At 63.4% G+C, this 19,185-nt stretch carries 20 protein-coding genes and 1 pseudogene; 10 read left to right on the plus strand and 11 right to left on the minus strand.

Annotated elements, in window-relative coordinates; genetic code table 11:
• Positions 1-33 precede the first annotated feature (33 nt).
• From ASD50_RS19410 to ASD50_RS19420, 3 genes are all read right to left on the minus strand, one after another.
• Positions 34-2,853, minus strand: coding sequence for a DUF4159 domain-containing protein (locus ASD50_RS19410; RefSeq protein WP_056244951.1), 2,820 nt, complete (start codon positions 2,851-2,853; stop codon positions 34-36).
• A complete protein-coding gene (locus tag ASD50_RS19415; RefSeq protein WP_056244953.1) occupies positions 2,850-3,767 on the minus strand; it encodes a DUF58 domain-containing protein in 918 nt (305 codons plus the stop codon). Before ASD50_RS19415 ends, ASD50_RS19410 begins: the two co-directional genes overlap by 4 nt.
• Before the next feature lie 175 nt (positions 3,768-3,942).
• Positions 3,943-4,947 carry an AAA family ATPase gene (locus ASD50_RS19420; protein ID WP_056244958.1) on the minus strand — a complete coding sequence of 335 codons (1,005 nt, stop codon included), beginning with the start codon at positions 4,945-4,947 and terminating at the stop codon, positions 3,943-3,945.
• A 153-nt stretch (positions 4,948-5,100) separates the two neighbouring features.
• Here ASD50_RS19420 and ASD50_RS19425 point away from each other — a divergent pair, with 153 nt between their 5' ends.
• Genes ASD50_RS19425 through ASD50_RS19435 form a run of 3 tightly spaced genes read left to right on the plus strand, consistent with a single transcriptional unit; the run spans position 5,101 to position 7,636 of the window.
• Positions 5,101-5,730 (plus strand): DUF1285 domain-containing protein, encoded by a 630-nt coding sequence (locus tag ASD50_RS19425; protein ID WP_056244962.1) that lies wholly within the window; start codon positions 5,101-5,103, stop codon positions 5,728-5,730.
• A gap of 5 nt (positions 5,731-5,735) precedes the next feature.
• Positions 5,736-6,368 carry a CoA pyrophosphatase gene (locus tag ASD50_RS19430; RefSeq protein ID WP_056244965.1) on the plus strand — a complete coding sequence of 211 codons (633 nt, stop codon included), beginning with the start codon at positions 5,736-5,738 and terminating at the stop codon, positions 6,366-6,368.
• Positions 6,365-7,636 carry a CCA tRNA nucleotidyltransferase gene (locus ASD50_RS19435; protein ID WP_056244969.1) on the plus strand — a complete coding sequence of 424 codons (1,272 nt, stop codon included), beginning with the start codon at positions 6,365-6,367 and terminating at the stop codon, positions 7,634-7,636. Before ASD50_RS19430 ends, ASD50_RS19435 begins: the two co-directional genes overlap by 4 nt.
• Positions 7,637-7,751: 115 nt before the next feature.
• On the opposite strand, the gene ASD50_RS19440 is transcribed toward ASD50_RS19435, so the two are convergent.
• From ASD50_RS19440 to hemF, 3 genes are all read right to left on the minus strand, one after another.
• Positions 7,752-7,937: a DUF1059 domain-containing protein gene (locus ASD50_RS19440; RefSeq protein ID WP_056244972.1), complete on the minus strand. Its 186-nt coding sequence runs from the start codon at positions 7,935-7,937 to the stop codon at positions 7,752-7,754.
• A 176-nt stretch (positions 7,938-8,113) separates the two neighbouring features.
• Positions 8,114-8,374, minus strand: a complete 261-nt coding sequence (locus ASD50_RS19445; RefSeq protein WP_056244976.1) for a DUF1344 domain-containing protein — start codon at positions 8,372-8,374, stop codon at positions 8,114-8,116.
• 254 nt (positions 8,375-8,628) lie between these two features.
• Positions 8,629-9,543 (minus strand): oxygen-dependent coproporphyrinogen oxidase, encoded by a 915-nt coding sequence (gene hemF, locus ASD50_RS19450; RefSeq protein WP_056244979.1) that lies wholly within the window; start codon positions 9,541-9,543, stop codon positions 8,629-8,631.
• 97 nt (positions 9,544-9,640) lie between these two features.
• Between hemF and ASD50_RS19455 the strand changes: the two genes are divergently transcribed.
• Positions 9,641-9,898, plus strand: coding sequence for a hypothetical protein (locus ASD50_RS19455; protein WP_056245765.1), 258 nt, complete (start codon positions 9,641-9,643; stop codon positions 9,896-9,898).
• A 9-nt stretch (positions 9,899-9,907) separates the two neighbouring features.
• On the opposite strand, the gene soxR is transcribed toward ASD50_RS19455, so the two are convergent.
• Positions 9,908-10,345 (minus strand): redox-sensitive transcriptional activator SoxR, encoded by a 438-nt coding sequence (gene soxR / locus ASD50_RS19460; RefSeq protein ID WP_056244980.1) that lies wholly within the window; start codon positions 10,343-10,345, stop codon positions 9,908-9,910.
• Positions 10,346-10,478: 133 nt separating this feature from the next.
• The gene (locus ASD50_RS19465; protein WP_056244983.1) at positions 10,479-10,937 is read right to left on the minus strand and encodes a tRNA (cytidine(34)-2'-O)-methyltransferase; all 459 of its coding nucleotides are present in this window, start codon (positions 10,935-10,937) and stop codon (positions 10,479-10,481) included.
• A gap of 427 nt (positions 10,938-11,364) precedes the next feature.
• On the opposite strand from ASD50_RS19465, the gene ASD50_RS23560 reads away from it, so the two are divergent.
• From ASD50_RS23560 to ASD50_RS19490, 5 genes and pseudogenes are all read left to right on the plus strand, one after another.
• A complete protein-coding gene (locus tag ASD50_RS23560; protein ID WP_244484586.1) occupies positions 11,365-11,745 on the plus strand; it encodes a hypothetical protein in 381 nt (126 codons plus the stop codon).
• A 44-nt stretch (positions 11,746-11,789) separates the two neighbouring features.
• A pseudogene (locus ASD50_RS19475) lies at positions 11,790-13,666 on the plus strand (ABC transporter ATP-binding protein).
• A gap of 49 nt (positions 13,667-13,715) precedes the next feature.
• Positions 13,716-14,147 (plus strand): endonuclease domain-containing protein, encoded by a 432-nt coding sequence (locus tag ASD50_RS19480; RefSeq protein ID WP_082549769.1) that lies wholly within the window; start codon positions 13,716-13,718, stop codon positions 14,145-14,147.
• Entirely contained in the window at positions 14,147-16,036 is a 1,890-nt protein-coding gene (locus ASD50_RS19485) for an ABC transporter ATP-binding protein (RefSeq protein WP_200952438.1), read from the plus strand. Before ASD50_RS19480 ends, ASD50_RS19485 begins: the two co-directional genes overlap by 1 nt.
• A 41-nt stretch (positions 16,037-16,077) precedes the next feature.
• Complete coding sequence (locus ASD50_RS19490; protein WP_056244986.1) at positions 16,078-16,392, plus strand: DUF6665 family protein; 315 nt, start codon at positions 16,078-16,080, stop codon at positions 16,390-16,392.
• A gap of 10 nt (positions 16,393-16,402) precedes the next feature.
• Here the strand turns inward: ASD50_RS19490 and ASD50_RS19495 are convergent, their stop codons facing one another.
• From ASD50_RS19495 to ASD50_RS19505, 3 genes are all read right to left on the minus strand, one after another.
• Positions 16,403-16,882: a hypothetical protein gene (locus ASD50_RS19495; RefSeq protein WP_056244992.1), complete on the minus strand. Its 480-nt coding sequence runs from the start codon at positions 16,880-16,882 to the stop codon at positions 16,403-16,405.
• Positions 16,863-17,726, minus strand: a complete 864-nt coding sequence (locus ASD50_RS19500) for an archaeosortase/exosortase family protein (protein ID WP_162252040.1) — start codon at positions 17,724-17,726, stop codon at positions 16,863-16,865. Before ASD50_RS19500 ends, ASD50_RS19495 begins: the two co-directional genes overlap by 20 nt.
• 81 nt (positions 17,727-17,807) lie before the next feature.
• A complete protein-coding gene (locus tag ASD50_RS19505; protein WP_156465187.1) occupies positions 17,808-18,068 on the minus strand; it encodes a hypothetical protein in 261 nt (86 codons plus the stop codon).
• Positions 18,069-18,619: 551 nt separating this feature from the next.
• On the opposite strand from ASD50_RS19505, the gene petA reads away from it, so the two are divergent.
• Positions 18,620-19,183 (plus strand): ubiquinol-cytochrome c reductase iron-sulfur subunit, encoded by a 564-nt coding sequence (gene petA, locus ASD50_RS19510; protein ID WP_056245002.1) that lies wholly within the window; start codon positions 18,620-18,622, stop codon positions 19,181-19,183.
• Positions 19,184-19,185 lie beyond the last annotated feature (2 nt).

A 19,185-nucleotide genomic window follows, 5' to 3' on the forward strand; every position in this document is an offset into this window, starting at 1 on the left:
GTGTCAAGCGGTGGGAGCGCTGCAACCGCATTATCACTGCCCCAGCCGCTCGAGCAGGATCGGCACGTGCACCTGGTCGGATTTGTAGTTGCCGGTCAGCATGTACATCATGATGTTGACGCCGCCGCGCAGCGCATAAATCCGCTGCATCGGGTCGGACGGCACCGTCGGCAACAGCGGATTGCCGCTGGAATCGATGGCCCATGCGCCGGCGAAATCATTGGCGGTGATCATGATCGGCGAAACGCCGTCGCCGGTCCTGACCGGGCGGTTCTCGGCATTGGAGGCATCGAGCGAGGCCTCGACCCACAGCGGGCTGCCGTTGAAGCGGCCGGGAAACTCGGGGAGGATGTAGAAGGCCTTGGTCAGCACATGGTCGCTTGGCACAGGCTCCAGCGGCGGCACGTTGAGGCCGCTCAGTATGTCGCGCAACCTTTCCGTCGCCGGACTTGCCGAATCCGCGCCGATGCCGTTGGCGAACTGGTCGCGGGTGTCGAACAGCACCGTTCCGCCCTGCTGCATATAGGCATCGACGCGCGCGATGGCGGCTTCCGTCGGCATCGGCGCTGCCGGGTCGATCGGCCAGTAGATCAGCGGGTAGAAAGACAGCTCGTCCTTGGCGATGTCAACGCCCGCCGGTTCGCCCGGCTCAAGTGCCGTCTTTTCGATCAGGAAGCGGGTCAGGCCTTCGAGACCGGCGCGGCTGACGGCGTCCACCCCCGGTTCGCCGGTAATCACATAGGCGAGCCGCGTGGTCGAAATCGCCTCGATCGAGATTGCATCGTCGGGCTTGGCGTCGTCGGCGCGCGCCTTGTCGAGGGGCAAGGCCAGCGCGCCGAGCGCGACGAGCAGAATGGCGGCGGTGGCAGCGCGACCGCGCAGCTTGGGCCGGCGCGAAAACAGGCCGCCCATCCAGAACACGGCCAGCGTATCCAGCACCATCAGCGCCAGTGCGGCAGCGACCAGCGAACCCTTGAGATGATGCGATTCATCGAAGGCATACTGGATGTTGGTCACCGGGGCCGAAACCTGCGGCTGCTCAAGCGGCGTGAAGGTGCTGTCGGCGTTCAACAGGTTGTGCGCCACGACGCCAGCTTCCGAGCCATAAAGGCCGGGCGGATTTTCCAGCGTGACGGCGCTGGCGGCGTGCGGGGCGAGCGGGCGTGCGTCGGCAGGCGGCGGCACCAGCGCGCCGTCGGCAGCGATCATGCGGTAGGGCGCGAGCGCCGAGGCAGGCTGATCATTCGCGGCGGCGACGCTGCCCTGGTTGCGCGACAATTGCACGATGCGTGACAGCATCTCCACGAAGCTGCCTGAAATCGGCAGGTTCGACCACGTCGCTTCCGGCGTGATGTGGAACAGCACGACCGTGCCCTTGCCCTTCCTCATGCCGGTCACCAGCGGCGTGCCGTCGGCGAGATTTGCCCAGGTGCGGTCAACGATGTCGGCGGAAGGCTCGGCCAGCACCTGCCGGCTCACCGTTACCTCGCTTGGCGGTGCAAGATCGGCGAACGGACCGGTCGCCGGAAATTCCGTCACCGGTTGCGGCGTCGTCCACGACAATGCACCGCCCAGCGAACGCTCGCCGGTGCGCAATCTCACCGGCAACAGATCATCGCCGGCACTGGCGGCGGCAAGCCGCGATCCGGCAAAGCGCACCAGCGTGCCGCCTTTTTCGACCCAATCGACCAGTTTGACGTGCGCCTGTTCGGGGATGGTGCCGACATCGGCCATCACGATCATGGCCGGCTTCTGGTCCAGAAGCTGCGGAATGGCGTCGGCGAGGTCGGCACTCTGCGGCTCGACTAGATCGGCAAACGGCAACAGCGCGCGGCGGATGTAGTAGAGCGGCGACAGAAGCGGTTGCGCCTGATCGGCTTCCGCTTGCGACAACAGGCCGACCCGGCGGCGCTTCGAGCTGTCGTCCAGCACGCGCACCGCACCCGCATGGCGCTCGCCGTCGAGCGCAATCGCGGCGAAATCGTTGCGCAGTTCGAACGGCACTTTCATAGTGCCGGTGGCCGTTGTCTCGCCCGGCGCGAAGGTCAGCGTCGCATCGGCAATGCGGCGGCCCTTGTCGTCGAACGCGCCGGCGATGACTTGTCCCGGACCTGGATTGCCAGCGGCGCGGATGGCGGTGAGTGAGAAGCCGTCCATTTCATTCTCGGCGCCAATGAGGCCGATCGGGGCGATGCGGTCCGGCACTGCCCACACGACATTGGCGGCGTTCTGCGACAGCAATGTGTCGAAGGCGGCTTCGTCGCCGGTTGCGGCCAATCCATCTGCCAGCACCGCAACGCTTGCGCCGGGCAGAGTGGCCAGCGTTTCGGCGACGCGGGCATAGACCGCGGGACGATCGGTCGGGATCGGACGAGGCTTGGTTGCGCGCAACCTGTCGAGTGCCGCACCCGCATCGAACGGGCCGATCTCGGCATTTGGCTTTTCGGCGGTGAAGGCCAGCACGACCGGAACGCCCGTCGTGCCGGCGTCGGCGATCAGCCGTTCGGCGGTGGCGACGCGCTTGTCCCAGTCGGGCGCTGCGGCCCAGTCATTATCGATGACCATCGCCAATGCCGCGCCATCGGTCGGCAGCTTCTCGCGCGGATTGAACACCGGCTCGGCCAGCGCCATCACGATCAGCGCCGCCATCAGGAGGCGCAGCAGGGTCAGCCACCACGGGCTTTGCTGCGGCGTTTCCTCGCGCTTCAAAACGCGCGCCAGTATCTTCAGCGGCGGGAACACCTCGGTCTGTGGCTTGGGTGGGGTGAAGCGCAGCAGCCACCAGATCACCGGCAGCGCGAGCAGCCCCCACAGCACCATGGGCGCGCCGAAGGAAAGCGGCAGCCAGCTCATGCCACCGCCCTTCCTGACGGCATGCCGTCGGCAGCCATCGCCATGTGCAGGCGCACCAGCGCCTCGGAGGCGAGGCGGTCGGTGTGGTTGGTGGTGAAGCTCCAGCCCATGCGCTTGCAGCGGCTCACCAGCTCTTCGCGCCGCGCCAGATAGAGGCGGCGGTAGTCCTCGGCCAGCATTTCGGCGCGTCCGGCGGTCAGTTTCTCACCGGTTTCCGGATCGGTGAACTCGGTGCGCCCGGCATAGGGGAAGGTCTCTTCGGCCGGGTCGGCGACCTCGACCAGATGCGCGCGCACGCCGTGGCGGGAAAGCACGTCCAGCCATTCGAAGGTTTCCTCGACCGGATCGAGGAAGTCGCTGACCAGCACGATGTCGGAAAAGCGGCGGATGCCGGAGAGGTCGGGCTTAGAAGGCAGTTTCGCGGCATGGGAAAGATGCGAGGCGATGCGCTCGGCACCGTTGCGCGCGGTGAACGGATCGGTCAGGCCCGGCCATGCGATGCGCTCGCCGCTGCGCGACAGAAGCTCGGCCATGGCGAGAGCCAGCACCAGCGCGCGCGACTCCTTGGAGACGGTGGCGGTCGCGGATTTGTACAGCATCGAGGGCGAGGCGTCGGCCCAAAGCCATACGGTGTGCGCGGCCTCCCATTCGCGGTCGCGTATATAGGTGTGGTCGTCGCGGGCGGAACGGCGCCAGTCGATGCGGTTGACCGCTTCGCCTTCGACGTAAGGGCGGAACTGCCAGAAGTTTTCACCGATGCCGCGCCTGCGGCGGCCGTGCCAGCCGGCGATCACGGTGTTGACGATGCGGCGGGCCTCGACCAGCAGATCAGGCACCAGCGATGCCCGCTGGCGGCCGCGTGCCAGCGCTTCGCGCGCTTGCTCCGGTGCCTGGGCTTCGCCGATTCTTGCCATTAGGACCAACCGACACTCAGGTTTCGGGTGTGGTGCGTCCCGGAGGGATATTGCCGAAATCGCCCATTTCCACGTCGCGAAGCCTCAACGCTGGATAACACCGCCTTCGGCTCCGCTTCTCGAACTGGTCGATTTTTGCTCATACCACGCTCCAAACCCTGAATGTCGCTTGGTCCTAGACCGCCTTCACAAGCCTAGCCACGGCGTCGCGCACGCTCATACCCTCGGCGCGCGCGGCAAAGGTCAGCGCCATGCGGTGCTGCAACACAGGCTCGGCCAGGGCGCGCACGTCGTCAATGGAGGGCGCAAGGCGTCCGTCATAAAGCGCCCTTGCGCGGGCGCACAGCGTCAGCGCCTGGCTGGCGCGCGGACCTGGCCCCCAAGCAATTGTCTTGTCGGCCTCGGCGTCGCCCTGGCCGGGGCGGGCCGAGCGGACCAGCTTGAGGATCGCTTCGACCACGCTTTCGGGCACCGGCATGCGGCGGATCAGCGTCTGGATCTCCCTAAGCCGCTCCGGGGTGAGCACGTTCGCCGCCTTCGCCTCGTCGACGCCGGTGGTTTCCAGCAGAATGCGCCGTTCAGCTTCGAGTTCGGGGTAGAGGATGTCGATCTGCATCAGGAAGCGGTCGAGCTGGGCTTCCGGCAGCGGATAGGTGCCTTCCTGCTCGAGCGGGTTCTGCGTCGCCAGCACATGAAAGGGCGAGGGCAGGTCGTGGCGCGCACCGGCAACGGTGACATGGTATTCCTGCATCGATTGCAAAAGCGCCGACTGGGTGCGCGGCGAAGCGCGGTTGATTTCGTCGGCCATCAGCAACTGGGCGAAGATCGGGCCTGAAATGAAGCGGAATGAGCGCTTGCCGCTCTCGTCCTGCTCCATCACTTCGGAACCGAGTATATCGGACGGCATCAGGTCCGGCGTGAACTGGATGCGGCGGGCGTCGAGGCCAAGCACGATGCCGAGCGTTTCGACAAGCTTGGTCTTGGCAAGGCCCGGCACGCCGACCAGAAGCGCGTGGCCGCCGGCAAGCAAGGCCACCAGCGTGCGTTCCACGACGCTTTCCTGGCCGAAAATGACCCGTCCGATGCCGTCGCGCACCCGCGAAATGTCGGCCAGCGCCTTTTCGGCCTGTTCAACCATGTCCTTTTCGCTGACCGGGCTTTCCTTGACGATAACGCTCATAGTGCCTCGATCCTTATGCTGGAGACGGCTGCGCCGTCCTCATTCGGCTGCGATTCGATCTCGCGCGGCAAGCGATAGGAGTCTAAACCACATACAGAGTCTAATTCACAGGCCTAGGCTGACAAGCGCAACAACAGTGACTATTTCGTGACCATGACGGACGCCTCCGAACATCGTGAAGCAAGCCTTGCAAGCGCAGCCGACGCGCGCGGACTGGAAGCGCTGATCTCGCGCGCAACGCGTGCCGGCAAGGGGTTGCCGCCGGTCGAGCGCTGGAATCCGGCCTTCTGCGGCGACCTCGACATGGAAATCAGGCAGGACGGCACATGGTTCTACATGGGAACGCCGATCGGCCGCATGACGCTGGTGCAACTGTTTTCGACCGTGTTGCGCAAGGACGAGGACGGCAAGACCTATCTCGTCACGCCGGTGGAGCGGGTCGGCATCCGTGTCGTCGATGCGCCGTTCATTGCCGTCGAGGTCAATGTGGCAGGGCAGGGCGCCGAACAGGCGGTGACCTTCCGCACCAATGTCGGCGATGTCGTCGAGACGGGGCCCGGCCATCCGCTGCGCTTTGTCGATGAAAGTGAAACCGGCGGCCTGAAGCCCTATGTGCTGGTGCGCGGGCGGCTGGAAGCGCTGGTGGCGCGCCCGGTGATGTACGAACTGGTCGAACATGGCGAAGAGATCGAGATCGACGGTCAAACGATGTTTGCCATACGCTCGCGCGGCGAGGTCTATCCGATCATGCCTGCCGATGCTTTGAAGAAGTTGAGCGCCTGACGGTCATGGCTGAACCTGCACCTTTTTCCGCCGAGGTTTTCCGCATGCGCGCAGCCCGGCAAAGCGCGCCGGAAGGCGACCAGCCCGACTATGGCGACCACCGTTTCAATCCGGGCCATCCGCGCCTTTTGGTGAATCGTGACAAGTTGCGTGGCGCTGCCGTGCTCATTCCCGTCGTCGATCATGGCTCGGAAGCCACCGTGATCCTGACCAAGCGTGCCGAAACGCTGCGCAGCCACACCGGGCAAGTGGCGTTTCCGGGCGGACGCATCGATGCGAGCGATCCATCGCCCGAATTCACGGCGCTGCGCGAAACCGCCGAGGAGATCGGGCTCGACAATGGCTATATCGATGTTGTCGGGCGCATGCCGGACTATGTGTCAGGCACCGGCTATCGCATCGCGCCGGTTCTGTCGGTGGTGAAGCCCGGCTTCCACCTTCATCTCAATCCCGACGAGGTCGATGCGGCCTTCGAGGTGCCGTTGCGCTTCCTCATGGACCCGGCCAACCACCAGAAAGGCAGCCGCATGTGGAACGACCTCGAATGGATGTTCTATGAAATGCCTTATGACGGCCAACGCATCTGGGGCGTGACGGCAGGCATTATCCGCACGCTCTATGAAAGGCTTTATGCGTGAGCGAGACGGTGACGATAGCCGGGCGGGCCGACTGGCTTGAGGACAGGCATCTCCAGCGCCTGCTGGCCGTGCTTGCCGAAGGTGGCGAGACTGCGCGCGTTGCCGGCGGTGCGGTGCGCAATGCGTTGCTTGGCCAGAGCGTCGCCGATGTCGATATCGCCGCCACCACCTTGCCGGAGGAAACGGTTCGGCGGGCCGAAAGAGCCGGCTTCAAGGCTGTCCCGACCGGCATCGAACACGGCACCGTCACGGTAGTCGCTGGCGGAAGGCCGTTCGAGGTGACGACGCTGCGCGCCGATATCGAGACCGATGGCCGTCACGCCAGGGTTTCATTCGGGCGTGACTGGAAGGCGGATGCCGAGCGGCGCGACTTCACCATCAACGCGCTCTATGCGGAAGCCGACGGCACTGTCGTCGATCTGGTCGGCGGGCTTGCCGACATCGCCGCACGCCGCCTGCGCTTCATCGGCGATGCCGAAGCGCGCATCCGCGAAGACTATTTGCGCATCCTGCGCTTCTTCCGCTTCTTTGCCTGGTATGGCGACGGTCGTCCCGATGCCGATGGCCTCAAGGCCTGCGCACGGCTGAAGGAAGGACTCGACCGGCTGTCGGCCGAGCGCGTATGGGCGGAACTGAAAAAGCTCCTGGCAGCGCCAGATCCGTCGCGGGCGCTGTTGTGGATGCGGCAGGCCGGCGTTCTGTCGCGCGTGCTGCCCGAAAGCGAGAAATGGGGCATCGACGCCATTCATGCGCTGGTTCGGGCCGAGGCCGATTTCGGCTGGGCGCCGGACCCGATCCTGAGATTGCAGGCCATGGTGCCGCCCGATGCCGCCCGCATGAAGGCGCTTGCCGAAAGGCTGAAATTCTCGATCGCAGAAACCAACCGGATGGAACGCTGGGCGCTGAGGCCGGCGCTCGACCCAGCGACCACCGAAGGCACGCTTGCCAAGCTGCTCTATCTCGGCGATCCGCAGGTCTTTGCGGATCGGCTGCGGCTTTCGCTGGCAACCGCGCGGGCACGCGCCGTCGAAGACACTTCGGCGCTGCTGCAAGCAGGCGGCTTCTCACGCCTGCTCGGTTTTACCGGGAAATGGCAGAAGCCCGTTTTCCCGATCAAGGGCGCCGATATCACTGCGCTTGGCGCTGCACCCGGTCCGAAGCTTGGTGCGTTGTTGAAGCGGCTTGAGAAAGACTGGATCGAGTCGGGCTTTATCCTTGAGCGCGACGCGCTGCTTAAGCGCGCCGCCAGGGAACTGAAGCCGGATTAGGAACGCGGAATTCAGGTCCGGACGAGCCGAGAGAACCGGAGCGGAGTGTACATTTGGTACATGAGCACCGGGAGCGCAGGAAAACGCTATTCGCAGGCCGCCTTCACCTGAATTCTCAGGCTGCGTCGCGGGTTTTCTCGATGCGGGAGCGAATGGCCTCGACCATGGTTTCGCGAATCACGGTCTCGCCATGGGTTTCACGCATGTGTTCGACGGCCCGGCGCATCACTTCGGCTTCCTCTTCGGCACGCGTGTGCCATTCGCAGCCGGGGACGAGCGACCCGCAATGGAACTCTTTCATGGGTTTCTCCTCTCCTCGTTTTGAATGAGACGAAAGCATAACACGGCTGATCGGGTTTTGTTGCGCGCATCGGTTGAAAATTCGGGTTTGTACTGGTCCAGATAAACGGCGATCCAGCAAAAACGTCGGGGCCAAGCCTTTATGGCCTGACCCCGTCGCTGCCGCCGGTTGGACGGTTACTTCGCGGCCATCGCCGATTCAGCAACCTTGTTCTTGCCACTCATATCCCACGAGACGGTTACCTTCTCGCCGACCTTCAGGCCAGGATCCTTGAAGGTCTTCGCAAGCTGGAAGGTCGTACCGTCCTGAAGGACCAGGCTCTTGGCCGCGGCGTCGAACGTTTTGATGTTGCCGGTGGTGTGGTGAACGGCAGCGAAGGCCATTGAACCGGTGGCGAGGAAGGTGGCTACAGCAGCCGAAACAACAAGCTTGCGCATGGCAGGCTCTCCTGGAATGGCGGGCGCGTTTCTTGCAACGTCGCCCGGCAGACAATAGACCGTCCAGATACGTCGGGTCGCGGTTCGAGGGTGGTGAGCCGCCGGCGTTTCCCGGTCCGGCATAAGAAATATCGCTGATTTTTCAGCAGTGTATTAGACGAAAAAGATATTCCAAATGGCCGCGAAAGCCACAATCATCGCCCAGATTCGATGATCTGGACACGATTGCGGCTCACATCGCACTCACGCAGATTTTACAGCCATTTCACTTCCGGCGGCAGGGAAGACAGGATCGAGGCGACGTTGCCGCCGGTCTTGAGACCGAAGATCGTGCCGCGATCGTAGAGCAGGTTGAACTCGGCGTAGCGGCCCCGGCGAACCAGTTGTTCGTCGCGGTCGGCGTCGGTCCAGTTGTCGTTGAAGTTCTTGCGCACAAGGTGCTGGTAGACGACGAGGAAGGCCCGGCCGACATCCTGCACGAAGGAGAAATCGGCGTTCCAGCCGCCTTTTTCCTCCTCCGAATGCAGCCAGTCGAAGAAGATGCCGCCAATGCCGCGGGCTTCGTTCCTGTGCGGCAGGAAGAAATACTCGTCGCACCAGGCCTTCAGCCGGTCGTAGTCGGCAATGCCGGCATTCTTGTCGCAGGCAAACTGCATGGCGCGGTGGAAGGCGACTGTATCGGGGTCGGTCTGCGTGCGGCGACGATCCAGAACCGGCGTCAGATCGGCGCCGCCGCCGAACCATTGGTGCGAGGTCACGACCATGCGCGTGTTCATGTGCACCGCCGGGACATTGGGATTCCACGGATGGGCGATCAGCGAAATGCCGCTTGCCCAGAAGCGCGGGTCTTCGTCGGCGCCCGGCATCTGCTTGCGGAATTCAGGCGAGAACTCGCCATAGACGGTTGAGGTATGGACGCCGACCTTCTCGAACAGGCGGCCCTTCATCATCGACATGGTGCCGCTGCCGCCCTTGCCTTCGTCGCGCAGCCACGGCGTCCGTTCGAAGCGCCCGGCTTCCCAGCCCGATTGAGGGCCGGACATCTCGTCTTCGAGTTGTTCGAAGCCGGCGCAGATGCGGTCGCGCAACTCCTCGAACCAGGCCCGGGCGATTTCCTTCTTGGCTTCGATGTCGGCGGGCAATCCGGCCGGAATGTCAGGTCGCTGCACTGGCGTCTCCGATTGTGGACCGCTTGGCCCGACAAATGACTCGTCTTTTTCCGTGGCGATCCCTAATCTCTGCGCAGAAAGCGTCAAGGAGGCTTTTTTGCGCACTCCGGCACGACCGCCGCTGGATGGCTTGAAAAAACGGCTCGAAAAGAGCCGCGCAAGCCGCGCAGGCCGCCCGCGGGACGGTTTTTTGCGCGAGACCTTCGTGCTGTCGCGCTCGGAAGCCCGACTCAAGGCGCAGGAATGGTTCGAGCGCTGGCCGAAACAGGCTTACTGGACCGAGATAGAAAGCTGGTTCGAGCGCCCGAACGACGTCATCGAGTTCACCATACGCCGCCTGCCTGCCGCCGATTAGTTCCTTCATTCAGGGCACCACCAGCCGTCGCGGTCCTGGCCCGTCGTGACCGAGCCGATCTTCCTTGTTGCGCAGCGGGCAGCGGTCGATCGACATGCAGCCGCAGCCGATGCAGTCGGTCAGGCCATCGCGCAGCTTCTTCAGTTGGGCGATGCGCTTGTCGAGGTCGTCGCGCCAGCCGGCAGAAAGCCGCCCCCAATCGTCGCGTGTCGGCGTGCGTCCTTCCGGCAACGAATCGAGCGCAGCGCGGATGTCGGCCAGCGAGATGCCGACGTCCTGCGCCACCTTGATCACCGCCACGCGGCGCAGCACGTCCGAACCGTAGCGGCGCTGGTTGCCGGCGGTGCGGTAGCTTCGGATCAACCCGCTCCGCTCGTAGAAGTGCAAGGCCGAAACGGCGACCCCGCTACGTGCCGCGACCTCGCCGACGGTCCATTCGCGCGCCATCGAAAATTCCCGCTTGACCTAAACTTATGTTGAGGTTGTAGCAAGAAGGCCTCCGATCCGCAAATAACGGGAGAAGGCTATGTGCATCCGTCAGGAATTCGCCTCTGCAAGACCGGTCGGCAGCGCCTTGCCGCTACCCGATCTGCCGGATCGCTTCGCCGGCGACCATCGCCGCCGAGACCGCGACGTTGAGGCTGCGGGCACCGTTTTTCATCGGGATCAGCAGGCGGGCATCGGCGCTCTCGTGAACATGGTCGGGAACGCCGGCCGATTCACGCCCGAAAAGAAGCGTGTCGCCCTTCTCGAAGATGAAGCGCGTGTAGACGGTCGCAGCCCTGGTCGACAGAAGCACCAGCCGGCGCCCGTCGGCATTCCGCTTCTCCTCGAAGGCCGCCCAGTCGACATGGCGGGTGAGCGCCGCCATTTCGATATAGTCCATCCCAGCCCGCTTCAGCGCCCGGTCCGACAGGTCGAAGCCCGCCGGTTCGATGATGTCGACGCCAAGCCCAAGGCACGCGGCGAGGCGCAGGATTGTGCCGGTATTGCCGGCGATATCCGGCTGGTAGAGGGCGATGCGCAGATCGTCTTGCATTTCGAGGTGCTGTTCCTGCGTGGCAGATCGGCCACAGCCAGAGCGCGCTTTTGGCACTGGCTGGACTTTCGGGTGGTGATTTTCTGCGATTGCGTGTATATGCCCGCCATTGTCAACTCGAACTGACGGAGGCGGGATATGGAATTCATGATGTCCGTAGACATTCACCGCCCCATCCGTGGGCTTACTGCCTGACGGCGGCACTCGGTTCGACGCTTCACTGACACTTTCAAAACGCTCGCGCTGATTCCCGCCGAAACGCTTTCACGGCTTTCGAAGGTAACCAGCCATGTTTTCCAATGCGTCCAAGGGGCTCCCGGCCCCGCCTGAGTCTGCTCTGCATTCCAGTCGATCCGCGTTCGGCAACAGCCCTGCCAGCCGTCGCGGCCGTGATTTCAATTCGACTTTTTTCCTGGAGGACGGACCGATGTTCGATCCATGCAAAGTCCCCGGTTCCCGCAGCTTGCACGAGCGCAAGCTGGCGACCTGGGCACTCCTTGTCGGCGAAACCTATTCTTCCGCCGTCCACGCCGAGACCCGGCGCCGGCCGCATCGCGGCATGCTGCCGGATGTCGATTTCTCCCGCGCGGTGCCGGATTACAGCCGGCCTTCGCTGGTGCGCCGCCTGTTTGGCCTGTTCCGCTCGGGCGGCGGGCATCGTTCTGCTGACGTGGCCTGTCAGGAATCTCCTGATGGGCCTGTCGGAGACATGCATTCGCCATCCTATATTGCGCGCAACCGGAAAGGTGCTTCGGCAGACCCATCCGCGCCCCGTGAAAGCGGGACCGTGCGTCCACTGGCTGCGTAAACCTGGCGCAGAAACTGCACACGACAAAAGAAAGTGCCGAACCTATGTTTCGCTGGTTTGAACAAAGACTCGATCCGTTTCCGGCTGCGGAGCCGGTCGAGCCGCCCAAGACCCTGATCGCGTTTTGCCTGCACTACACGCGGGGCGCATGGCCCTACATCGCCATTACCGGCGCCCTGATCACGTCGATCGCGCTGGCTGAAGTCTGGATGTTCGGCTTCCTTGGCCGCATCGTCGACTGGCTGTCGGCGCAGAACCGCGAAACCTTCCTGCAGACGGAAGGCTGGAAGCTGGCGGCCATGGCGTTCGTCGTGGTCGTGCTGTTGCCGGCGATGGCGTTGTTGCAGTCGCTGGTGCATGACCAGACCTTGATGGGCAACTATCCGATGCGCATCCGCTGGGATGTGCACCGCTACCTGCTCAAGCAGTCGATGACCTTCTACCAGGACGAGTTTGCCGGCCGCATCGCCACCAAGCTGATGCAGACGGCGCTTGCCGTGCGCGAATGCGTGGTCAAGGTGATCGACGTCCTGAACTACGTCGTGGTCTACTTCCTCGGCATGGTGTTCATCGTCGGCTCGTCCGACTGGCGCCTTGCGGCGCCGCTGGTTGTCTGGCTGGTCGCCTACGCATTTCTGCTGCGCTACTTCATCCCGCGCCTTGGCAAGGTGTCGGAGGAGCAGGCCGACGCGCGCTCGGTCATGACCGGGCGCATCGTCGATTCCTACGCCAACATCCAGACGGTCAAGCTGTTCTCGCATGCACGCCGCGAGGCGGTCTATGCGCGCGACAGCATGGCGATCTTCATGGACACGGTCTACCGCTCCATGCGCCTCGTAACCAGCCTCTACGGGCTGCTCTACCTGATCAACTCGCTGCTTTTGTTCTCAGTCTCGGCGCTGTCGATCTGGCTGTGGCTGAACGAGGCGGTGTCCATCGGTGCCGTGGCCGTCGTCATCGGCCTTGTCCTGCGCCTTTGGGGCATGTCGCAGTGGATCATGTGGGAAATGTCGGCGCTGTTTGAAAACATCGGCACGGTGCAGGACGGCATCGGCTCGATCTCGCTACCCCGCCTTGTGGAAGACAAACCGGGGGGGCGAAAGAGATCGTCGTCGACAAGGGCGAGATCCGCTTCGAGGGCGTCGGCTTCCACTATGGCAAGCAGAAAGGCGTCATCGAAGACCTGTCGCTGACCATGCATCCGGGTGAAAAGGTCGGTATCGTCGGGCGTTCAGGCGCCGGCAAATCGACGCTGGTTAACCTGTTGCTGCGCTTCTACGACCTGGAAAAAGGCCGCATCCTCATCGACGGACAGGAGATTGCCTCGGTCAAGCAGGACAGCTTGCGCGCCCAGATCGGCATGGTCACGCAGGATACCTCGCTGCTGCACCGCTCGGTGCGCGACAACATCCTCTACGGCCGACCCGACGCGACCGAGGAGATGATGGTCGAGGCGGCGCGGCGCGCGGCGGTGATGGACTTCATCGGGGGGCTTGCCGACCACAAGGGTCGCAAGGGCTTCGATGCCCATGTCGGCGAGCGCGGCGTCAAGCTGTCCGGTGGGCAACGGCAGCGTATCGCCATTGCCCGCGTCATGCTGAAGGATGCTCCGATCCTCATTCTCGACGAGGCGACGTCAGCGCTCGATTCGGAAGTGGAGGCCGCCATCCAGGAAAACCTCTACAAGCTGATGCAGGGCAAGACCGTCATCGCCATCGCGCACCGGCTGTCCACCATCGCGGCCATGGACCGGCTGGTGGTGATGGACAAGGGTCGCGTCATCGAGGAAGGCTCGCACGAATCCCTCATCGCCAAGGGCGGCCTTTACGCGCAACTGTGGCAACGCCAGTCCGGTGGCTTCCTGCTCGACGAAGGCCCTGCCGAGCCGGCCGGCGAATTGGAGGAGCAGGCGGCGGAGTAGTGAGCTTTCCCCTCCCCCTTGCGGGGAGGGGTCAGGGGTGGGGGTGTGCATGCCGACAGCCAATAGCGCGGCGATCGTTCAGAGGGCGCGCAAGTTGCGCCGTGCCACGACCGACGGCGAGAAGCGGCTCTGGTCCGAATTGCGTGAATTCCGTCGACTCTACGGTTTGCACGTTCGAAGGCAGGCTCCGATCGGACACTATGTTGCCGACTTCGCCATTCACGAACGAAAACTGGTCATCGAAGTTGACGGTGAATGGCATTTCACGGACGAAGGGTTTAGGCGGGATAAACTGCGAGATAGCTGGCTGGCGAATCGCGGCTATTGCGTTGTCCGCTTCACGACCGGCGATGTTGGTGAAAATCTTGCCGGATGCATCGAGGAAATACTGCGCGTGCTGGGTTTGATGGAAGATACCCCCACCCCTGACCCCTCCCCGCAAGGGGGAGGGGAACGCGCACCTGCAGGCGTTCGCACGTAATGGGCCTGCTCGATCCCGTCTATCGCTGGTTCGAAAATTGGGTCTATCCCTTCAAGGAACCCGAAAACCTGAAGCCGCCGGCCACCGCCGGCGGTTTTCTGTGGCACTATGTCGGCCAGGCGAAGCTGGCTTTTTTTGCCATGCTGATCATTGGCGGCATCGCGCCGCTGGTCGAGGCCGGGCTTTTCTATTTCGTCGGCCGCCTGGTCGATATTCTCGATCAACTCCCGGCTGAACGCAGTTGGGCAGCACTTTGGGATATCGCCGGCTGGGAAATTTCGTTCATGATCGCCGTCGTGCTGGTTATCCGCACCATCGTGGTGGCCCTGTCTGTCCTCGTCGGCGAGCAGACCATCGTGCCGGGCTTCTTCAACCTGGTCCGCTGGCAGGCGCACCGGCACGTCTCGCGCCAGTCCTATTCCTTTTTCCAGAACGATTTTGCCGGCCGCATCGCAACCAAGGTCTGGCAAGCGGGGCAAGCCACCGGCGACCTGATGGAAAGCTTCATCGAGGTGGTCTGGTTCATGATCGTCTATACGGTCACGACGCTCGCTTTGGTGGCGGCGCTCGACTGGCGGCTGGCGGCGCTGGTGCTGGTATGGATCATCGCCTTTTCGTGGCTCGCCAAGCTTTACCTGCCTTCCATCCGCAAGCATGCGGAAGCGACGGCGGAGGCTGGGTCGATGATCAACGGCCGCATTGTCGATTCCTACTCGAACGTCCAGACGCTGAAACTTTTCGCGGCCGATGGCGACGACAGCTACATCCGCAACGGCTTCGACATCTATCTCGACCAACTGCGTCCATTCACCCGCCGCCTCACCGGGGTCAGGGTGGCGCTGACTGCGCTGTCAGGTATCATGATCACGGCGATCGCCTGTTTTGCCGTTTATCTGTGGGTGGAAAACCTCATCACCGTCGGCGCGGTCGCCTTTACGCTGTCGCTGGTGCTGCGCCTCAACATGCTGCTTGGCCGCTTGATGATGCAGCTCAACGGCATCCTGCGAAACCTCGGCGTGCTGGAAAATTCCAAGGAGCTGATCTCGCAGCCGCTCGGCCTTGTCGATGCGCCGGACGCAAAGGAACTTGTCGTCGGGGGAGGGCGCATCGAAATACAGAACGTCGAGTTCCACTACGGCAAGGGCTACGGCGTTCTCGACCACATCAGCCTCACCGTGCGGCCGGGCGAAAAGGTCGGTCTGGTCGGCCCCTCGGGCGCTGGCAAGACGACGCTCGCCAATCTCATGCTGCGCCTCTACGATCTTGAGAGCGGGGCAATCCTGATCGACGGCCAGGACATCTCGAAAGTCACCCAGAACTCGCTGCGCGCCAATATCGGCGTCGTCAGCCAGGAAACGGCGCTGTTCCATCGTTCGCTGCGCGACAACATCAAGCTCGGCATGGAAGAGGCGACAGATGCCGAGGTGATTGCCGCCGCCAAGCGTGCGGAAGCGCATGATTTCATCCTCGGGCTGCGCGACAACAAGGGCCGCGCCGGCTACGAGGCTTTCGTCGGCGAGCGCGGCGTCAAGCTCTCCGGCGGCCAGCGCCAGCGTGTCGCGATCTCGCGCGTGTTCCTGAAGGATGCGCCGATCCTCATCCTCGACGAGGCGACCTCGGCGCTCGATTCCGACATCGAGGCGGCGATCCAGGAAAACCTGCACAGGCTGATGGAAGGCAAGACGGTGATTGCCATCGCCCACCGCCTCTCCACCATCGCCGCGCTTGATCGACTGGTTGTGCTGGACGATGGGCGTGTCGTGGAGGAAGGCACGCATGACGAGCTAGTCGCTCTCGACGGCCTTTACGCGCGGCTATGGAAGCGCCAGTCCGGCGGCTTCCTGTTCAATGAGGAGAGTCCGCTCGCGGAGACGCGCCCGGCGGAGTAGACTGCCGCGTACCACTTTCGATCAATAATTCAGGGCGATCTATGTCCCTTCGTCCCCCTAATTTCTTGTGGAAAACCGGTGCGGGCGAAACCGGGCTCGACCTGCTCGGCCATGAAATTCTTGCCGAGAAAGCCGCAGGGCTTGGCCGCACCGGCGCGCGAGCCGAAGCGTGCCTTGCCAGGTTGCGCGATCATCAGGGCACGGAGGCCGAGCGCGATCTGCTCGTCAAGGCTGCATCCGACGCGGTCTATGCTTGGTTCATCCAGCGCGAGCTGTGCGGTTTTCGCCGGCACGACGACGTAGTTCGTCAGTACGGTATACCCAGGGTTGTTCTCGCCCGGCTCGGCGCGAAGTAAAGCGCTGCCGTCAGTCGGAAAGTCCGGCCAGTTCCGACGGCGCGATGAAGCTGTCGGGGCAGTCGCCGGCGCGGATGATGGCGCGCACTTTCAGCGGCGGCGAATCGATCCCGGCATAGCGTTCGAAGCGGCGCAGGTAGTGGCGCATCAGCGGCCCGGCTATCGGTTGCTGGTCGTGCAGCGCAGTCCCTGCGGAATAGACGACGGGATTTTCGCCCGCCTTCCATTCCACCGCCGCGCGATGCCAGCCTTGCGGCGACACGTTGGCGATCTGCATCACGCAGCCGTCGCGCACGCCGGTGAACCATTGCGGGTCGGTGTCGGGTTCGGGGAAGCTCACGGCGAACGAATGCTTTGCCATCAGTGCCGCGATGTCCTCGCCTTCGGGGTACTGGGCCGTGAAACTGGTGGCCGAGCCAAGCTGGACCTTGAGGCCGAGGCTCACTGCCAGAAGCAGGGCAAAGGCGAGGCTAAGCGACAGCCTTGGCATCGCGCCTGATCCCTTTCGTGAAGATGAAGACGATCGCCAGAATGGTGAGCCAGCCGGCGACGGCAGCGCCGGTCGGGCCGTGTATGGTCGAATAATATTGCGGCATCACGCCGATCAGCGCGATGCGGAAGACATTGATGAACACCGTCGCGGCGCAGGCGAGCAACGTCGCCGCTATGGCCCGTTTCGACCATTTCATGCCCTGCGCGCTGACGAAAAGCACGCCGCACAGCATCGCCAGCGACACATTGGTGAGCGAGGAACAGGCAGGCTCGAGGAAGATGACGCCAGACCCATCGGCAAGCGGAATGGTGTTGCCGCTTGCCTCAGTGCCGACGATCCAGCTCACCAGCTTGGCGTCGATCTCAAGTATCCGCGTGCCGGCGGCGGCAAACAGGATGCGCGCCCACAACATCGGCACCGTCAGCGCCAGCAGCACCGTGCCTGCCCGGCGCAGCGACGGAGATTTCGCGGATGTGACGTAAAGATAGAAACCGGCCAGGGCGATGCCCAGCCAGCTCATGAAGGGCGCGGGAACCAGGAAGGTCGCGCAGGCGATGACGGCGACGGCGATATCCATGCGCCCTGCCGCACGCTGGTCGGCGCGCAAAAGCAACAAGGCCGCGATTGCGCCTGCGGCCCAGATGACGATGCTTACGCCAAGCGTGTTGAAAAGGGCGGCCGCGATGCCGTTGTTCTGGATTTCGGTTGCCGCCTTCTCGCTGATGCCGTTGGCGAAGCCGACAACGGTAACGCCGAGGTACAGCAGTCGGCATTGAACGGCCGCGCTGACGCGGCCGTCCTCATTCACGATTTCAGTTCTGCTCACGTCGAAAGTAGTCACGCACACGTCTCGCGCTTTGTCAGCCAGGCAGGATCCCGCCCAGGTTCGCTGCCCGCGCGGCGCAAGCCGCTTGCTTAAGGCCTATTGCCCGTCTTTCGACTTGCGATTGCGGTTCCTTACCCACAGGTAGCCGCCAAGAGCGACCACTGCCGGCAGTCCGAGACCAATCACAGGGCCAGGCGCGGAGTGCGAAACCGTTCCGCCGCCGTTGTTGCCGCCGCCGTTGTTACCACCGCCATTGTTCCCGCCATGGCCGGGAAACCAGCCCGAAAGGGCAAATGCGGGCATGCTGGTCAGAACTACAAATGCTATTGCGATCGGCAAAGTCCGTGTTGCCTTCATGTACTTTTCTCCCATCCAAGCGATAAGACCGAAGGGTACCATGCGGGTCAGGATTCGTAGGTCGCTCATAGGTGGTAGTTCGCTAGATAGTATGGCTTAACTATATCTAAGAAGCCTGTTTTGGCTCATTCCACCTTGTGATTGCTGCACCGTGCAGCGCCAGGGCAAACCATGCTGAAACCTCTGCTGATGCTTAAACCATATGGCCTATGCCGCCCCAGCCGGCGACGCCCTGTTTCCCGTTCGACCGAAATCGCCTGATTCCGCTCCTGCCGCCGACCGCATTTTCCGCACCGAGGCCTGCATCCGACCTTTATGACCACAGCTCCGCAATGGTCTCTAAGTGGCTGAATTCCGGCATTCCGGACGGGCCGCGACAATCTGCCGTCCCGCCTGTTGCGCACTGGACAAGCGGTGGCTTCACGCATAAACCGAAATCCAAATGCCGGAGGAGTCCCGCTAGCCTTTTGCCATGCGCGAATGGCTGGCGTTTTGAGCGGGGACAGAAAGCTCGACCTTCGGCACGGAAGAGGCGAAAGGATCAGGCACCCGTGAGCGCAACCGATATCGAAGATCCAAACCGTCGAGATTTTCTTTACATCGCCACCGGCATGGCCGGCGTTGTCGGCGCAGGCGCCGTCGCCTGGCCGTTCATCGACCAGATGCGGCCGGATGCCTCGACGCTGGCGCTTTCGACCGTCGAGGTCGATGTCTCTTCCCTGACGCCCGGCATGTCCTTGACCGCCAAGTGGCGCGGCAAGCCGGTGTTCATCCGCAACCGCACGGCTGACGAGATCGAGGCGGCCAAGGCCGTCAAGCTCGACGAACTCAAGGATCCGCTGGCGCGCAACGCCAACCTCGCTTCCGACGCACCGGCCAACGATCTCGACCGCACCGCGGGCGAGGGCAAGGAAAACTGGCTGGTCATGGTCGGCGTCTGCACCCATCTCGGCTGCATCCCGCTTGGCCAGCAGGGCGATTTCGGCGGCTGGTTCTGCCCGTGCCACGGTTCGCACTACGACACCGCCGGCCGTGTCCGCAAAGGCCCGGCGCCGGAAAACATGGCGGTGCCTGTGTTCGAATTCGTTTCTGATACCAAGATCCGCATCGGTTGAGG

It is taken from the genome of Mesorhizobium sp. Root552 (genome assembly GCF_001427285.1).
GTDB lineage: Bacteria > Pseudomonadota > Alphaproteobacteria > Rhizobiales > Rhizobiaceae > Mesorhizobium.